General features: G+C 64.4%; 9 protein-coding genes. 6 read left to right on the top strand and 3 right to left on the bottom strand.

The genetic code is table 11. From position 1 onward, the window contains the following. Nucleotides 1-98 precede the first annotated feature (98 nt). Complete coding sequence (locus QFZ36_RS05195) at nt 99-665, top strand: hypothetical protein (protein ID WP_306634456.1); 567 nt, start codon at nt 99-101, stop codon at nt 663-665. Between the two features lie 46 nt (nt 666-711). Here the strand turns inward: QFZ36_RS05195 and QFZ36_RS05190 are convergent, their stop codons facing one another. Continuing rightward, nucleotides 712-927: a helix-turn-helix domain-containing protein gene (locus QFZ36_RS05190; protein ID WP_306634455.1), complete on the bottom strand. Its 216-nt coding sequence runs from the start codon at nt 925-927 to the stop codon at nt 712-714. A 154-nt stretch (nt 928-1,081) separates the two neighbouring features. On the opposite strand from QFZ36_RS05190, the gene QFZ36_RS05185 reads away from it, so the two are divergent. From QFZ36_RS05185 to QFZ36_RS05170, 4 genes are read left to right on the top strand one after another with little or no spacing between them, the layout of a single operon-like run. Beyond that, nucleotides 1,082-1,726, top strand: a complete 645-nt coding sequence (locus QFZ36_RS05185) for a hypothetical protein (RefSeq protein WP_306634453.1) — start codon at nt 1,082-1,084, stop codon at nt 1,724-1,726. Beyond that, nucleotides 1,723-3,030 carry an AAA family ATPase gene (locus tag QFZ36_RS05180; RefSeq protein WP_306634451.1) on the top strand — a complete coding sequence of 436 codons (1,308 nt, stop codon included), beginning with the start codon at nt 1,723-1,725 and terminating at the stop codon, nt 3,028-3,030. Before QFZ36_RS05185 ends, QFZ36_RS05180 begins: the two co-directional genes overlap by 4 nt. 56 nt (nt 3,031-3,086) lie before the next feature. Continuing rightward, nucleotides 3,087-7,940 carry an NAD-glutamate dehydrogenase gene (locus QFZ36_RS05175; RefSeq protein WP_306634449.1) on the top strand — a complete coding sequence of 1,618 codons (4,854 nt, stop codon included), beginning with the start codon at nt 3,087-3,089 and terminating at the stop codon, nt 7,938-7,940. A gap of 28 nt (nt 7,941-7,968) precedes the next feature. After that, nucleotides 7,969-9,435 carry a sensor histidine kinase gene (locus QFZ36_RS05170; protein WP_306634445.1) on the top strand — a complete coding sequence of 489 codons (1,467 nt, stop codon included), beginning with the start codon at nt 7,969-7,971 and terminating at the stop codon, nt 9,433-9,435. Between the two features lie 98 nt (nt 9,436-9,533). Here the strand turns inward: QFZ36_RS05170 and QFZ36_RS05165 are convergent, their stop codons facing one another. Continuing rightward, nucleotides 9,534-9,782, bottom strand: a complete 249-nt coding sequence (locus QFZ36_RS05165; protein WP_015937605.1) for a WhiB family transcriptional regulator — start codon at nt 9,780-9,782, stop codon at nt 9,534-9,536. A gap of 330 nt (nt 9,783-10,112) precedes the next feature. On the opposite strand from QFZ36_RS05165, the gene QFZ36_RS05160 reads away from it, so the two are divergent. Next, nucleotides 10,113-10,487, top strand: a complete 375-nt coding sequence (locus QFZ36_RS05160) for a hypothetical protein (protein ID WP_306639111.1) — start codon at nt 10,113-10,115, stop codon at nt 10,485-10,487. Here the strand turns inward: QFZ36_RS05160 and QFZ36_RS05155 are convergent. Then, a complete protein-coding gene (locus QFZ36_RS05155; protein WP_306634443.1) occupies nt 10,444-14,586 on the bottom strand; it encodes an FtsK/SpoIIIE domain-containing protein in 4,143 nt (1,380 codons plus the stop codon). The genes QFZ36_RS05160 and QFZ36_RS05155 overlap by 44 nt on opposite strands. Nucleotides 14,587-14,750: the final 164 nt, after the last annotated feature.

The following is a 14,750-nucleotide window of genomic DNA, read 5'->3' as shown; positions in this document are numbered from 1 at the left end:
AGTCTCAGTTTGCTCTGTTCTCTCTTTCTTTGTCCAGACGTTGGAGAGAAAAAGTCGGGTGCGTTGACCAGGCGGTAATCGCGCTTTACGCTGGCCGGATGCGCTGGGATGCACTCTTCAATGACCTGGAAAGCCAATTCACCGAGGCGGACCGGCTGGCCGTGGACGCGGAGATTAACGAGCGGGCGAGGGCGGAGTTGGTCGGCCTGGAGCTCGCGGACCGGCTGCGCGCGGTGTTCGGCTGCCGGCTCACCGTCTACCTGGCGTCGGGGGAGTCGTTTACAGGCGCACTGATGCATGCCGGCGGAGATGCCCTGGTCCTGCAGGAGGAACAGCACCAAATCCTTATTCCTTATGCAGCCGCAACACGGTACGTGGGACTGGGCAGGATCTCGGTCACGGAAACGTCCTCAGTCCGCAAGCGTTTGGGGCTCAACCACGCCTTGCGCGGCATGGCCAGGGACCGGGCGGAACTCACGGTACTGGTGGGAAACGCCTCGGGGTCTGTGCGGTTGGCCGGGGTGATTGACCGTGTTGGGAAGGACTATCTTGACCTCGCCGTCCTCAATCCCGGTGAGGTGCGGCGCAACCATCAAGTCAGCCAGGTTGCCACCATTCCATTCACTGCCCTGGCGGCCATCCAGTCCTTCCCGACAGCCGGGTGAGGTCCAGGAAGCTGCCAGTTCGGGCGGGAAGCGGCGTAAGGAGGAGTCAGACAGACTTCGACTTGGACTGCTGGATCATCCGGCTGGCCTCCGCATAGCGTTCTTCGATGTACTGCTCAAGCATCTTTTCCTCGACCCGCCACTGGCCGCGCCCACCCACCTGGATAGCCTTGAGCTCGCCGCTCCGCACCAGGGCGTAGGCAGCCGGGGAATTGATCTGGAGCTGCTCCGCGACGTCTGCAAGCGTAAGAAACCTGGGCATGCAACCATTTTGCCACCGCTGGATGCACTTTGCTGGCGTTATCCACAATTTGATCTTGTTTGTATTTTTGGCTTTTGTTCCAAGGCCCCTGCCGCAACAATGGGGAGTCGGGGCAAAACGTGTTACCCGGTGCACATTGGGGGGAGAAAAGGTAATGGTTCCTGAGTCATCTGCCACGGCGGCCAGGTTGAAACAACCTTCCTGGAAGGATCCCCGCCTGCTGGTAGGTGTCCTCCTGGTGCTGGCCTCAGTGGCGGGTGTCGTTTTCCTGGTGGGCAGCGCGGACCGGACCACAGAGGTCTATGCTGCCCGGGACGGCATCGCGGTGGGCGAAAAACTCACTTCAGAGAACGTAATCCGCGCCAAGGTCAGGCTGGGTGAGACCGAGTCCCAGTACATTACCGCCGAGTCGGGGTTGCCGGAAGGCGTTGTTGCCGTGCAAAGGATCGGCAAGGACCAACTCGTTCCGCGGGCCAGCCTCGGCTCAGTGGACGAACTTGACCGCAAGCCCGTTGCCCTGAACATTGAAGAGGCGCTGCCGGCCCAGGCGGTTCCCGGCGCCAGGGTAGACGTCTGGGTGGCCCAGCCCGACGCCCGGAATGGATTCAGTGAACCGAAACTCCTTCTCCCCGGTGCTGAGATAGCGGAGGTCGCTGAAGGGACCACTGCCCTCGGGTCGTCCCGGACCACCGTCCTGATGGTGCTCGTCGAAGACACCCGGATGCCCGCCCTGCTCGGCGCACAGGCCAACGAAGCGAAAATTTCCGTGGTCTGGAACCCAGGGGGCGGAACCCGATGAGCATTCCCGTCGTCACCGTCGGCCAGAGCCGCGAGGACCTGGTCGGCGGGCTCGAACGCCTGCATGGACCAGTGACAGTGGTGCGGAGATGCGCGGAACTCACAGAACTGCTGGCAGCGTGCCAAAGCGGTCTCGCGCGGGCGGCGGTGGTAGCCGATGGATCCGAGGATCTCACCGCCTCCCTCGTTGACCGGCTGGGCGCGGTGGGCGTGGCCGTGATCGCCCTGACCGACTCCGTTGAGGAAGCTGCGAGACTGCGTGGGATAGGAGTGGCCTCAGCTTTGACGGGGGTGGAATCCGCGGTGCTGTCGGACAGGATTGCCGAGGCGGTGGCCCTCCTTACCGGGGGCGGACCGCGGGGAGCGCACCGCAGCTCCCCGGCCGATCCCGGCGCGGCCCTCGCCACCGTTGAAGCGGATACCGGGACGAGGCCCGACGAGCCTGGGCCCGGGCAAATCGTCGCAGTTTGGGGGCCAGCGGGATCACCGGGCCGGACAATCCTTGCAGCCAATATCGCCGGTGAGTTGGCCGCTGAAGGAAAGACGGTCCTCCTCGTCGATGCCGACAGCTACGGGGCGAGCATCGCCGCGGTGCTGGGCCTCATGGACGAATCCGCTGGCCTCGCCCAGGCCTGCAGGCTCGCCGACCAGGGCCTGCTGGATGCGAAGGCGTTGAAGAAAGTGGCCACTCCTGTTGCCACAAAACTGGGTTCCTTCCGGGTGCTTACCGGGATCACCCGGGCGGATCGCTGGACCGAACTGCGCGCATCGGCCTTGGCCTTGGTGCTTGAGCGTGCCAGGCAGATTGCCGAGGTTGTTGTGGTGGACACCGGCTTCTGCCTCGAAGCTGACGAGGAACTCAGTTTTGACACCATGGCTCCCCGGCGGAACGCGGCTACCCTGCGTTCGCTTGAGCTCGCGGACACCGTCTACGCCGTCGGCGCCGCGGATCCTGTAGGAGTACCGCGACTTGTACGCGGCCTCGCGGAGCTTGAGGCTGCGGTACCGCAGGCCGCACCCGTCGTCGTGATGAATAAGGTTCGCTCCTCATCCGTGGGCCGGGGTCCTGAGCGGCAACTGCGGGACGCCTGGGCGCGGTACGGTCCGGCTTCCGAGATCAAAGCCTTCCTGCCGGATGACGGAGCGGCGGCGGATGCGGCGCTGCTCGGAGGCTCACTGCTGCTCGAGGCCGCACCGGATTCTCCGCTTCGACGGGCCATCGCCGAACTCGTTTGTGCACCCGCCCAGCAAAAATCGAAAACCTCTGTATTTTCTTCCACAGCAAGGCGGAAACTAAAAGACTAGGCTCGCCGTAAGAGCTGCGACGATGCAGCCAAGACTTGTGATGGAGGCGTTTGTCGATGTCGTCTGGATCCAGCGTGGAGGATCAGCCCCTTTCCATTGAAGGCCATGAAGGCTTTCTCGGGGACTACTATGAGCACCTGGCCGAAGAGGACGCCCGGGGCTACCCCGGGGATGTGCTGGCCGCCCGGGCGGAAAAGCACCGGGACCTTGCTTCCATCCGGAACCCCGGCCAGGCGAAGATCTCCATTGCTGATGAGGAAGACAGCAGCGTGGTCTTTGTTGTCACTGACGACATGCCCTTCCTCGTTGATTCCGTCAACGCAGAACTGGTCCGCCAGCACGCGGCCATCAAGCTGGTGGTCCACCCTCTGTTTGTTGCCGCCCGCAACAGGGAAACCGGCGCCTTGGTGAAGGTCAACAAGGTACCCTCCCATATCGGCATCTCCAGCGGCGATACTGCTGCCATGCCCAGCCTTTCCCACCTGATAGCGCAGGGCGAAAACGCCTCGTACATGGAGTCGTGGATCGCCGTCGAGATCAACCGCGTCTCGGACGAAGCCAAGGCCTCGCTCCTGGAAGGCCTGCAACGGGTGCTCAATGATGTCCGGGCTGCGGTTGAAGACTGGCCGAAGATGCGCCAGAAGGCGCTGGAGATCGCTGAGAACCTGGACAAGGTGGCCAACCCGGCGCAGATCGCCGAGCTGCGCCAGGCGAAAGACCTCCTGCACTGGCTCGACGACGGCAACTTCACTTTTCTCGGCTACCGCGAATACGACCTCGTCAACGTGGACGGGGAAGACGTCCTGGAACTGCGTGAAGACAGCGGCCTCGGACTGTTGCGCGCCGCCGCGGACTCACCGCACATCCAGCACCTGACTGACACCGGCAGGAAGAAAGCACGCGAAAAGCGTGCCCTTGTCATCACAAAGGCCAACTCGCGCTCCACCGTCCACCGCTCCGCTTACCTCGACTACATCGGCGTCAAGAGTTTCGACGCCGCAGGCAATGTTAACGGCGAGCAGCGCTTTATCGGCCTCTTCGCCACCAGCGCCTACACCGGCTCGGTCCGCAACATTCCTATCGTCCGGGAAAAAGTCGATGCCGTCCTGAACACCGCTGGCTTCCCGCCGGACTCCCACTCCGGCAAGGACCTCCTCGGCATCCTGGAAACCTACCCCCGGGATGAACTCTTCCAGATTGAGGTCCCGGATCTCGCCGCGACGGCCCTGGGCATCCAGAAACTGCAGGAGCGCCGGCGAACCCGGCTCTTCCTGCGGCCCGACATCTACGGCCGCTTTATGTCCGCTGTCGTCTACCTGCCCAGGGACAGGTACACCACCAATGTCCGGCTCCGCATTGAGCAGGAACTGCGGGAAACCTTCCAAGCGGTATCCATTGACTACGAAGCGCGGATGACAGAGTCTGCCCTCGCCAGGCTCTTCTTCCGCATCCGCCTGCCCAAGGGCGCGGACGTCAGCCATGTCAACACCGAGGAACTGGAAAAGCGCCTGGTGCTTGCCGCCCGCTCCTGGAGCGAGGGCATCGCCGAGGTCCTGCGCGAAAGCGGGGAAGTATCCGGCGCCAAGGAGCTGGCAGCCATCTGGTCTGAAGCGTTCCCGGCGGGCTACCGGGTGGATTACGAAGTTGAGGACGCCCTCGAGGACATCGCCCGTTTCGAAAAATACGGTGCGGCCGCAGAACGGACGGCAGGTGCAAAGCAGGAACGCCCCGGCGTGCACGTCTACCTCCCCGAAGGGGCGGGGGCAACGCTGGAGGAGGATGCCCGGGTCAAGCTCTACATGCTGGAGCCGAAGAGCCTGAGCCAGATCCTTCCCTTCTTCCACAACCTTGGCCTGGAGGTGCTTGACGAGCGCCCCTTCGAGATCGAGACCGCGGACCGCCGCGACTTCTTCCTGTACGATCTCGGCCTGAAATACCCCGCCGGTGTGGATCCGTTGGCCACTAATGAGCTGCTTGCCGATTCCTTCGGTGCCGCGGTGACAGGCGCTGCAGAGTCCGACGCCTTTGACCGGCTGGTCCTGCGGGAGGGACTGCAGTGGCGGCAGATTACGGTGCTGCGCGCCTACGCCCGGTACATGCGCCAGATGGGCAACACCAACTCCTTCGGTTTTATGGCGGACACCCTGCTCGCGAACCCGGATGTGACAAGGGGCCTCAGTGCGCTTTTCGCCGCGCGCTTCGATCCTTCGCTGAGCGCAGACCAGCGGGTTGAGGCCCAAGCTTCTGTCCGTGAAGCACTGGAAGAGGCCATTGAAAAGGTGGCCACCCTGGACGCCGACCGGATCCTGCGGACCTTCCTTAACCTGATCGAATCCACGCTCCGGACCAACTTCTACCAGTACAAGCCGCACCTGAGCTTCAAATTGGATCCTGCCCGGATCAAGGGGCTGCCGTTCCCGCGCCCGATGTTCGAGATCTGGGTCTATGCCCCCAGGGTCGAGGGCGTCCACCTCCGGTTCGGCAAGGTGGCCCGCGGCGGCCTGCGCTGGTCCGACCGGCGTGAGGATTTCCGCACGGAAGTCCTTGGCCTGGTGAAGGCGCAGACGGTAAAGAACGCGGTAATCGTGCCCACCGGGGCCAAGGGCGGCTTCTTTGCCAAGCAGCTCCCGGATCCTGCCGTGGACCGGTCCGCCTGGATGGCTGAAGGCATCGAAAGCTACAAAACGTTCATCCGCGGCCTGCTCGATCTCACCGACAACCTGCTGACGGAGGGTGACGGCGAGCGGCTCGTGCCGCCGTCGGACGTTGTCAGGCACGACGACGACGATTCCTACCTCGTGGTGGCGGCCGACAAGGGAACCGCAACCTTCTCGGACATCGCGAACGGGCTGGCCGCAGAATACGGGTTCTGGCTGGGGGATGCCTTTGCCTCCGGCGGATCGGTGGGCTACGACCACAAGGCCATGGGCATCACCGCCCGCGGTGCCTGGGAATCAGTGAAGCGGCACTTCAGCGAGCTCGACCTGGACACGCAGACGCAGCCGTTCAGCGTGGTGGGTGTGGGGGATATGTCCGGCGACGTGTTCGGCAACGGCATGCTCCTTTCCCGCCACATCCGGCTGATCGCGGCGTTCGACCACCGCCACATCTTCCTCGACCCCAACCCGGACGAGGAGACCTCGTTCGTGGAACGGCAACGGTTGTTCGAACTGTCCAGGTCTTCGTGGGACGACTACAACAAATCCCTGATCAGTGAAGGCGGGGGCGTGTTCGCCCGCCAGGCCAAGTCGATTCCGGTGTCGGCCCAGGTGCGGGCGGCACTGGGACTTCCCGCGGACACCACGGAACTCAGCCCGCCGGAACTCCTGCGCGCCATCCTGCTGGCCCCCGCCGACCTGCTGTACAACGGCGGCATCGGAACCTACGTCAAGGCGAGCACCGAGACCAACGCCTCGGTGGGGGACAAGGCCAATGATCCGATCCGCGTTGACGGCAAAGACCTGCGCGTCAAGGTGGTCGGCGAAGGCGGAAACCTCGGCATGACGCAGCGGGGCCGCATTGAGGCGGCGCTGCAGGGGGTCATCCTCAACACCGACGCCATCGACAACTCTGCCGGCGTTGACTGCTCGGACCACGAGGTCAATATCAAGATCTTCGTGGACCGGATGGTGGCTGCCGGGAAGCTGTCCGCGGAAGAGCGGGCCGGTTTCCTGGCGTCGATGACCGACGAGGTGGGCCGCCTGGTCCTTGAGGACAACATCGACCAGAACATCCTGCTGCTGAACGACCGTACCCGCGTGGCCGAGTGGAGCCCGAGCTACGAACGGCTGATGGACTGGCTGGAGAAGAAAGCCGACCTGAACCGGGAGCTTGAGGCGCTGCCAACGACGGCGGAGCTGCAGGAGCGGCTGCAGCAGGGCCAGGGCCTGACCTCGCCGGAGCTGTCCGTGCTGGCCGCCTACGCCAAGATCGAGCTGGCCACCGCGCTGCGGGACAGCGACCTGGCAGACGATCCGTGGTTCCGGAAGACGCTGCGGGCCTACTTCCCGCAGCAGCTGCGGGACCGCTTTGACGCGGAGCTGGACACCCATCCGCTGCGCCGCGAAATCATCGCCACGGTGGTGGCCAACGACATGATCAACCTCGGCGGTATCACCTTCGCCTTCCGGACCATGGAAGAGACATCGGCCTCCGAAGTTGCTGTGGCGAAAGCGTTCGTTGCCCTCCGCGAAGTCTACGAGTTCGATGCCATGGTCGAGGAGCTCAACAGCCTGCCGGCGTCGTTCCCCACCGAGCACTGGAGTACCGTCCACCTGGACATCCGGCGGTTGCTTGACCGGGCCGTCCGGTGGTTGCTGGGGCAGGGAAGCGTGTCTCGTCCGATTGCCGACGTTGTGGAGGAATTCAAGCCCCTTGTGGACCCGATGCGTGCCCGCCTGCTGGACTACCTGCGCGGCGACGACCGGGACCGGGTTGCCGGGTGGCTTGAAAAGGCCCGCGAGTGGGATCTGCCCGAAGGGCTGGCACTGAGGTGGGCGGAGCTGTTCGAGAGCTTTGTCCTGCTGGACATCGCGAAGATCGCGCGGGTTCGCAAGAACCCGGTGGAGGAGATCGCAGCGGTCTACTACACCGTCTTCAACCGCTTCCACGCGGATTCACTCCTGGAACGGATCAGCAGCCTGCCGCGGCAGGACCGGTGGCAGGCGCTGGCCCGTGCGGCCTTGCGCGATGACCTGTACTCCACAGTTTCGGACATGACGACGGCGGTGCTGGACGCCACCGCTGCCGCCGATTCACCAGAGGCGCGGCTCAAGGACTGGGAAGCGCAGAACGCGGAGCAGTTGGGCCGGGCGAAGAGCATGTTCGATGAGGTGAATGCCCTCGAGGCCGACGATATGGCCTCACTGTCGGTAGCATTGAGGCTCTTGAGGTCAATCGTCCGACGCTAGCTGGTGCTGCGTCGCAAATGGAGGTGCAGTGGCAATCTTTACGGACCCTATCAGGGAACACGCTGATTTCGGCCCGGGCGATGCCGAATGGCTGCACCTCCTGGTGGGGGACTGGCAGATGGTCGCGGACCTGGCGTTCGCCGACCTGGCACTCTGGTTCCCCCACCCGGACCACGGGTATGTGGCGCTGGCCCATGTCAGGCCCTCCACCACGCACACCGTGTTCCACGGGGACTTCGTGGGGGACCCCATCCGCTCGGACCTCCAGCCGCTGGTGGACAAGGCGTGGGACAGCCGCTCCATTGAGCGCTCCAGCGAAACCAACTGGAGCAGCGACATGGCGCTTCGGGTGGAGGCCGTTCCCATGGTCCGGAACGGGCGTACCCTGGCCGTTGTCACCACGCATATGGACCTTTCGAGTTCGCGCATGCCTTCCCGGCTTGAGCTGACGTACCGGCAGTGTGCCTATGACCTGCTGCGGATGGGCACCCTGGGGCTGTGGCCGGACTTCGCCTCGCCTACCGGTTCACGCCGCGGCGCCCCCCGCGTGGGGGACGGGCTCATCAGGCTCGACGCCGAGGGCATAGTGCAGTACGCCAGCCCCAACGGCGTTTCCGCCTTCCGGCGCCTCGGTGACGGGGAATCGCTGGAGGGGCGCTCGTTGGCCGAGGTCACGGCAAGCCTGCTGAAAGACCGCCGGATGGTGGACGAAACGCTGCCCCTGGTGGTCACCGGCCGGATGCCGTGGCGCAGCGAGATCGAGTCCCGGGGTGTGAGCCTGTCACTCCGGGCCATCCCGTTGCGTGATGAGCAGCAGCGCTTCGGGGCGCTGGTCCTCTGCCGCGACGTGTCCGAACTCCGGCGGCGCGAGATGGAGCTCGTGACCAAGGATGCGACCATCCGCGAAATCCACCACCGGGTCAAGAACAACCTGCAGACCGTTGCCGCGCTGTTGCGGATGCAGTCCCGCCGGATGGTGAGCGACGAGGCGAAACAGGGGCTGGAGCAGGCGATGCGCCGGGTGGCGACCATTGCGCTGGTTCACGAAACCCTGTCGCAGGGCCTTACGCAGAGCGTGGATTTTGACGAGCTGATCGGCCGGCAGTTCCGGCTTTCGGCGGAAGTTGCTTCGCCATCGCAGCAGGTCCGGACCGAGCGTTCGGGCCTGTTCGGAGAGCTGCCGAGTGATTTCGCCACTCCGCTGGCGCTCGTCATCAATGAACTCGTCACCAACGCTGTGGAGCACGGCCTTGAGGGGCGGGCGGGAACTGTGTGGCTCCTGGCTGACCGCTCCGAAGGGGACGACGGCGAGGAGCTCACCGTGACCATTGCCGACGACGGTGTGGGCCTTCCCGAGACGCCCCACGTGGAGGGCCTCGGGCTGCAGATTGTCCGCACGCTGGTGACCAGCGAGCTTGGCGGGAGCATACAGTGGCTCCCGCGTGAAGGTGGCGGCACTGCCGTCCAGATCCGGCTGAGCCTGGCGGCCAGGTAGCAGGAGACAGCAAAAGGCCCTGGCGGCAAACCCTTGCGGGTTGCGGCCAGGGCCTTCGCTTTAAATCTCTTCAGCGAGCCGTTCGGTGCCTTGCGGGATCAGGAGGCCCGGCGGGCGCGTGCTGCCCGGCGCTTCAGGGCGCGGCGCTCGTCTTCGCTCATGCCGCCCCATACACCGGCATCCTGGCCCGACTCAAGAGCCCACTGCAGGCAGGTGTCCACGACCGGACACCGGCGGCAGACGCTTTTGGCTTCCTCGATCTGCAGGAGCGCCGGGCCTGTGTTTCCAACGGGGAAAAACAGTTCCGGGTCCTTTTCGAGGCACGCTGCGCGGTTACGCCAATCCATGCTGATCAGTTGCTCCATTTCTGGGAAGTGCCCTTTGTGAAATTATTCACTAGTAGCTACAAAGGAAAGGGGCCCGGCAGGGCCCCGTTGGTCATCTGAATCAAGCCTGTCATGTTAACGCTGTGTAAACAAGGGGTAATAAGGCTTGAAATCCCCGGAACGCTGAGCGATGCATCACAGTGGCGGTACTGGGCCTCACCACTGTCCGACTATGTCCGGTAGGGTGCCAGTGTGTCAAGACCTCCGGAAAACCCTGCCGACCCCCAAACTCCAGCGGGGGGGACAGGGCCGGAGCAGCCGGCTGGCGGGGCGCGTCCACCCGCTGTCCTCGTGGTGGCAGTGATCGTCGCCGCCGAGGCAACTGCACTGTTGGCCGCAGCCGCGTGGTACGGGTATCAACTTGTGTCAGGAAGTCCGGTTCTTTCGTTCTGGGGGGCCGTGTTCACGCTGGGACTGCTGCTGGCATTCTCGGCCTGGCTGTACGCCGTTTCACTTTTTCTCTACCGGGGATACCGGTGGACCCGGGCCGCCGCCCTGGTGGCGCAGCTGTTCGTCCTTACCATCGGCTTTCCTACTATGAGCGCAGGCCTCCCGCTGGCCGGGCTGGCGATGCTGGTCCCGGCCTTCACTGCGATTGTGCTTCTCTTCCAGAACAAGGTCATCAGGTTCGCCTCCCGTACGGGGAGTTCGACACCGGCCCTCTGACCGGCTCGGCGGCCAAGCCCACCTGGATACTTCGTGCCGATCCTTGGGAGATCAGCACGCCTCTACCAGGTGGGGGATTGGCCTCCACTTCGAACCTGATTCCAAAGAGGTCGCCATCCGGCAGTGAACGGGGTGCGAGCAGCACTCCGTTGCCCGACGCGCGGGACTTCATAACCAGCGGCACGCGCTGCAGGAGCAACGGGCTGTAACTGGCCGTTACCACCACTGCGGCTCCCAACGCATTTAATTCCGAGAGGTGCTGCAGGGTTTCGGCGGGGAGGAGATCGGCGTCATCCACCAGCGCCACGGTGCCTCGTTGCATCCCGCCAGCCGCTGCCGCCGCCAACTCTTGCTCCCAGAAGTTATCGGGGTCGCTTTCGCCCTCGGCACGGAGCCATGGCCCGCCTGCCGGATTCATCAACGGCAGCGCCTGCAGGAAGTTCGTTTTCCCTGAGCCGGGTCCGCCCAGGACTGTGAGCACGTCTCCGTCCGGAATCCTGACGGATGCCGGCTCGAGCTCGTCACCGCCAATGCCAAGCAGGAGCCGGTATGCCTTGCTGCTGCTTGACGGGCTGGTGCCAGCCGCCGTTTTGGTCTCCTCTGGAGAGTCGAGGGGGTATGTCGCAGAGGTTGTTTCGGCCGAACTGATCCCGGCCGCCGGCACGAGCGCCGGAAGTTGCTCGACACGGAAGGGACGTTTTTCCGGGGCCTTTTCTCCATCGAAGCCGGGCTTCCAGAAGGTTTGGGGATCCGGATTGTAGAGCTGGCAAACGGCCGGGCCGCCGCCGGAGACTGGGCCGAAGGCTACGGCGCGTCCCTTGAGTTCGGGCGTTGCCGGCATGCGGGGCCAGGCTATCCGGCTGTCCGGATTGGAGCCGGTGGGGAAGTAGAGGCGGTTCGGAAGCGAAGCGAACGTGCGGGAACTGACAAGTTCCCTGTCGCCCGCGATCATCACCACGATGTCCGCCCGGCTGCCGTCGCGGACAAGGTCCTGGACGAGGTCTTCGGCCCAGGCCAAGGGCCCTGCCCGCAACGCGGATATCCATGATCCCCATCCGGAAATGGCGAGAATCAGTGGGGTCTCGCCCTTCGTGCCACCCTGGCTTAGCCGATGGGCCATTTCCTGTTTCAGTCGCTCCAGCACACGGACAGCCCTCCTCAATTCTTGGGGCCCCACGTGCGCTCCGATGTGTCCCGAATTGGCCAGGCTAAGGAAAGTGCCGCCTGCGTCCAGTAGGTAACCGTGTGCCTCCACCGGGCCGAGAATCAACCGGGCGACACCGAGTTCAAGGGCCTGCGGTGCGCCGGAAGACGGGCCGCCCACCAGAGCCAGATGGCTGTGCTCGGCGGGCTTCCAGACCAGGGGCGCGACTTCTTGCTGTTCCGGGCGATCCATCAGGCCGAGTTCAGTAAACCATCCGGTGCCTCCGCCGCTGCCCGGCGGGGTCAGTGATGCCTTGTTGTGCGGGGCCTGCAGGGTCGAAGGCAGGGGAGCCGCCACCGGTCGGCGAGGCATCTGTCCCTTCTGCTCGTGCCACAGGTGCTGAACCATCGCAACCGAGGGGTGGGCAGCCTGGGCAGGTGTCTGCTGCCTCGCCCTGTACTCTCTCCTGGCGCCGACACTGCCTGTACGCCCAGCTCCCTGCGATGCCAGCCACTCGACGGCGGAGAGCACCGTAACAACGCCTGCTTGGCAGGATCCGTCAGGAGCCGTCCCGATTGATGCTGTCTGAAATTCCTGCGGCGCTTCGGTGCCCCGCGCCAGGAAAGCCCGCCCGGGTGTGCCCACGCTGATGCCGGCTGCGTCTTTGGTGTTGATGATGTCGCTGGACTCCATGTCGGATTGCACCCTGAGGGCAATGCTGGAGGTGACATTGGCCCGGATGTCCGCCGTCACGGATCCCTGCGGCCGTTGAGTGGCCATAACCAGGTGGATTCCCAGCGAACGGCCGATCGCTGCGATACGCATCAGTTCGCGCAGTGCCTCCGGTGCATCATCAACGAGCATCCTGAATTCATCGATGACGATGACCAGATGGGGGAGCGGGAAGCCGCGCGAAGCCGCAGTAGACCTGTAGGCAGCGAGATCGGGCACCTGTGCGGCCGCCAGTGCTTCCTCGCGCAGCCTGATCTCGGCCCTGAGTGAGGCCAGGGTCCGTTCGAGTTCGTAGGTGGACAGGTCGGTCAGCAGGCCGACGCAATGGACCAGTTCGGCCAAGGGGCCCAACCCGGACCCGCCCTTGAAATCAACAAAAAGGAAGTTCACCCGATCCGGGGGATGGGTGAGGGCCAAGGCCAGGGTGAGGGTGCGGAGCAGTTCTGACTTGCCGGAGCCCGTGGTGCCAGCAACCAGCAGATGGGGGCCGTCTGCGTTGAGGTCAAGGCTGCGCGTTCCGGTTGTACCGACCCCGAGTGGAACTTTTAGTGCCCGTGTATTGGCGCTCGCATGCCATCGGGCAGCGATGCTGTCCGGAGAGAGCGGCAGCAGTTCCTGAAGCGAGCAGTAGGCGGGGACAGCCTTGGGTCCCGGGCCAGGCGGATCAGGTTGTCCTGCAAGCTTCCGGCAGAAATCATTGAAGACTGCTTCCGGGGCCAGATCCGGGACGAAATCAACGTCACCTGCCGGGCTCCGAAGGGCGGAGGTCCGCTCGGAAAGCTGCACCTCCCAGGTGCCGTCACTTCCTCCGCCGGCGGGGAGGAACTGAAGGACCTGCCAACCAAGCCCTGCGGCCGTAGCCGCCGTGACGTCGTCGTCCTGTGCCTTGGAAGCTCCCAGCAAGATAAGGACACCCTGGTGCTGTTGTTTGGGCTCGACGACTTCGGCCAGAATCTGGCGTGCCTCGTCGTGGGAAGTGGTGAGTGTGGCGCCCCGCAGGTACCGCGCGCCCAGAGGAAGCCGACCGGACGCGCCCACCAGGAGGATGTGGGTGCCGCGGGCCCTGGGGTAGCCTGCGAGCTGCATCACGAGGGAACGGACCAGGCCGTCAACCACGACACCTGGTCCGCGAAACGTTGTCTTGGGCACTCCCGGATCCAAAACTACGGGGACGATGCCCGCGGTGGGAACACTAACAGGCGAGGAAGCTGGCTCAACCGTCACGTTCGCCGGTTGTGGAGCCTCGCCGAGCCGCAGCCAAACGCCGCCCCCTTCAGCGCACGATGCCGGGGCAACCTGCGTTTGGCCGCCCTGCTTCTTGCTGCTTTGCTGCTGACGACCGGCCAGAACCAGGCGTGCCAGCGATGGTCCCGCACCCCGTCGTCGTTTCCGGTCTTCTGCCACGGCGGCAGCAACAGCTTTGGCAAGGTCACGGCGCTGGCTGCGTCCGGTGGCGAGGGGCACAAGGACGGATACCGCCGAGGCGGCCGAAAACGCGAGGAACATCCACATGCCCGTGACCACGGCAAGTCCTACCCCAATCAGCAACGGAAGGGCCGCCGTGAGGATGAGCATGGCACGGTTGCCTGTCTCCGCCCGGCCGGCGACGATGAGGGGCTGTTGCGTCGACATTCCGGCATTGGCGAGTGCATTTTCCGGCATGTCCATCAGCACCAGCGACATCGTTGTGTTCCCGCAGCGGATGACCGAGTCCGTGGAAATAGCGGCATTTCTTACCCTCTCGCCGTCGACGATAATTCCGTTGGCGCTGTCAACGTCGATGATCATGATGTCCGTTTCGGTGACATCGAGGCGAGCGTGTTCCCTGGAGAGTTCGGGGTCGGGGATCACTATGCGCGTGCCGCTCCGGCCTATGGTGTACGAGCCGCGGTGTAAGGGCACCACAGTGCCGGCGCCGACGCCGCTGTGGACTGCAAGGGCCAGGCGGGCACCGTCAGTGGGAACCCGCCGTCGGAGTTTTCTGGCTCCCGGATGGGAGGCCCCGTCCACCAGCACTGCCCCGTTAACTAGCGGCGCCGTACCAACACTGAGAGAGCCCAGGTCCTTGCCGCAGGTTGAGACGGCTCCGGTCCCGAACCGACGCGTCAGTTGGATTTGGATGTCGGAGCCGGCGGCGCCTTCTGGAGCCTGGACGGTGAGTTCCAGGGGTGGCTCCTGCAATCCGGATCCCGTGCTGCGGACGAGGGTGCAATGGAATTTCATAGGTACAGATCCTCACGGCCTTTGAACTCACGCTACTCAGTGGGCCGGCCCGGTACCCGGATGGGTTTCCGTATGTGGAAATCCCCGGCGATGCTCGGTCAAGATCGCGACAAACAGGCCCCGGCGCCCCGCCGGGCGACAACTGCAGGACTCGAAAATTGTCC

This window comes from Pseudarthrobacter siccitolerans (genome assembly GCF_030823375.1).
GTDB classification, from domain to species: Bacteria; Actinomycetota; Actinomycetes; order Actinomycetales; family Micrococcaceae; genus Arthrobacter; species Arthrobacter siccitolerans_A.
This window is presented reverse-complemented; position numbering and strand designations above follow the sequence as displayed.

Coding starts and splice junctions, on each gene's coding strand:
- QFZ36_RS05195 (WP_306634456.1), top strand. CDS start 99: ATGCGCTGGGATGCACTCTTCAATGACCTGGAAAGCCAATTCACCGAG.
- QFZ36_RS05190 (WP_306634455.1), bottom strand. CDS start 927: ATGCCCAGGTTTCTTACGCTTGCAGACGTCGCGGAGCAGCTCCAGATC.
- QFZ36_RS05185 (WP_306634453.1), top strand. CDS start 1,082: ATGGTTCCTGAGTCATCTGCCACGGCGGCCAGGTTGAAACAACCTTCC.
- QFZ36_RS05180 (WP_306634451.1), top strand. CDS start 1,723: ATGAGCATTCCCGTCGTCACCGTCGGCCAGAGCCGCGAGGACCTGGTC.
- QFZ36_RS05175 (WP_306634449.1), top strand. CDS start 3,087: ATGTCGTCTGGATCCAGCGTGGAGGATCAGCCCCTTTCCATTGAAGGC.
- QFZ36_RS05165 (WP_015937605.1), bottom strand. CDS start 9,782: ATGGATTGGCGTAACCGCGCAGCGTGCCTCGAAAAGGACCCGGAACTG.
- QFZ36_RS05155 (WP_306634443.1), bottom strand. CDS start 14,586: ATGAAATTCCATTGCACCCTCGTCCGCAGCACGGGATCCGGATTGCAG.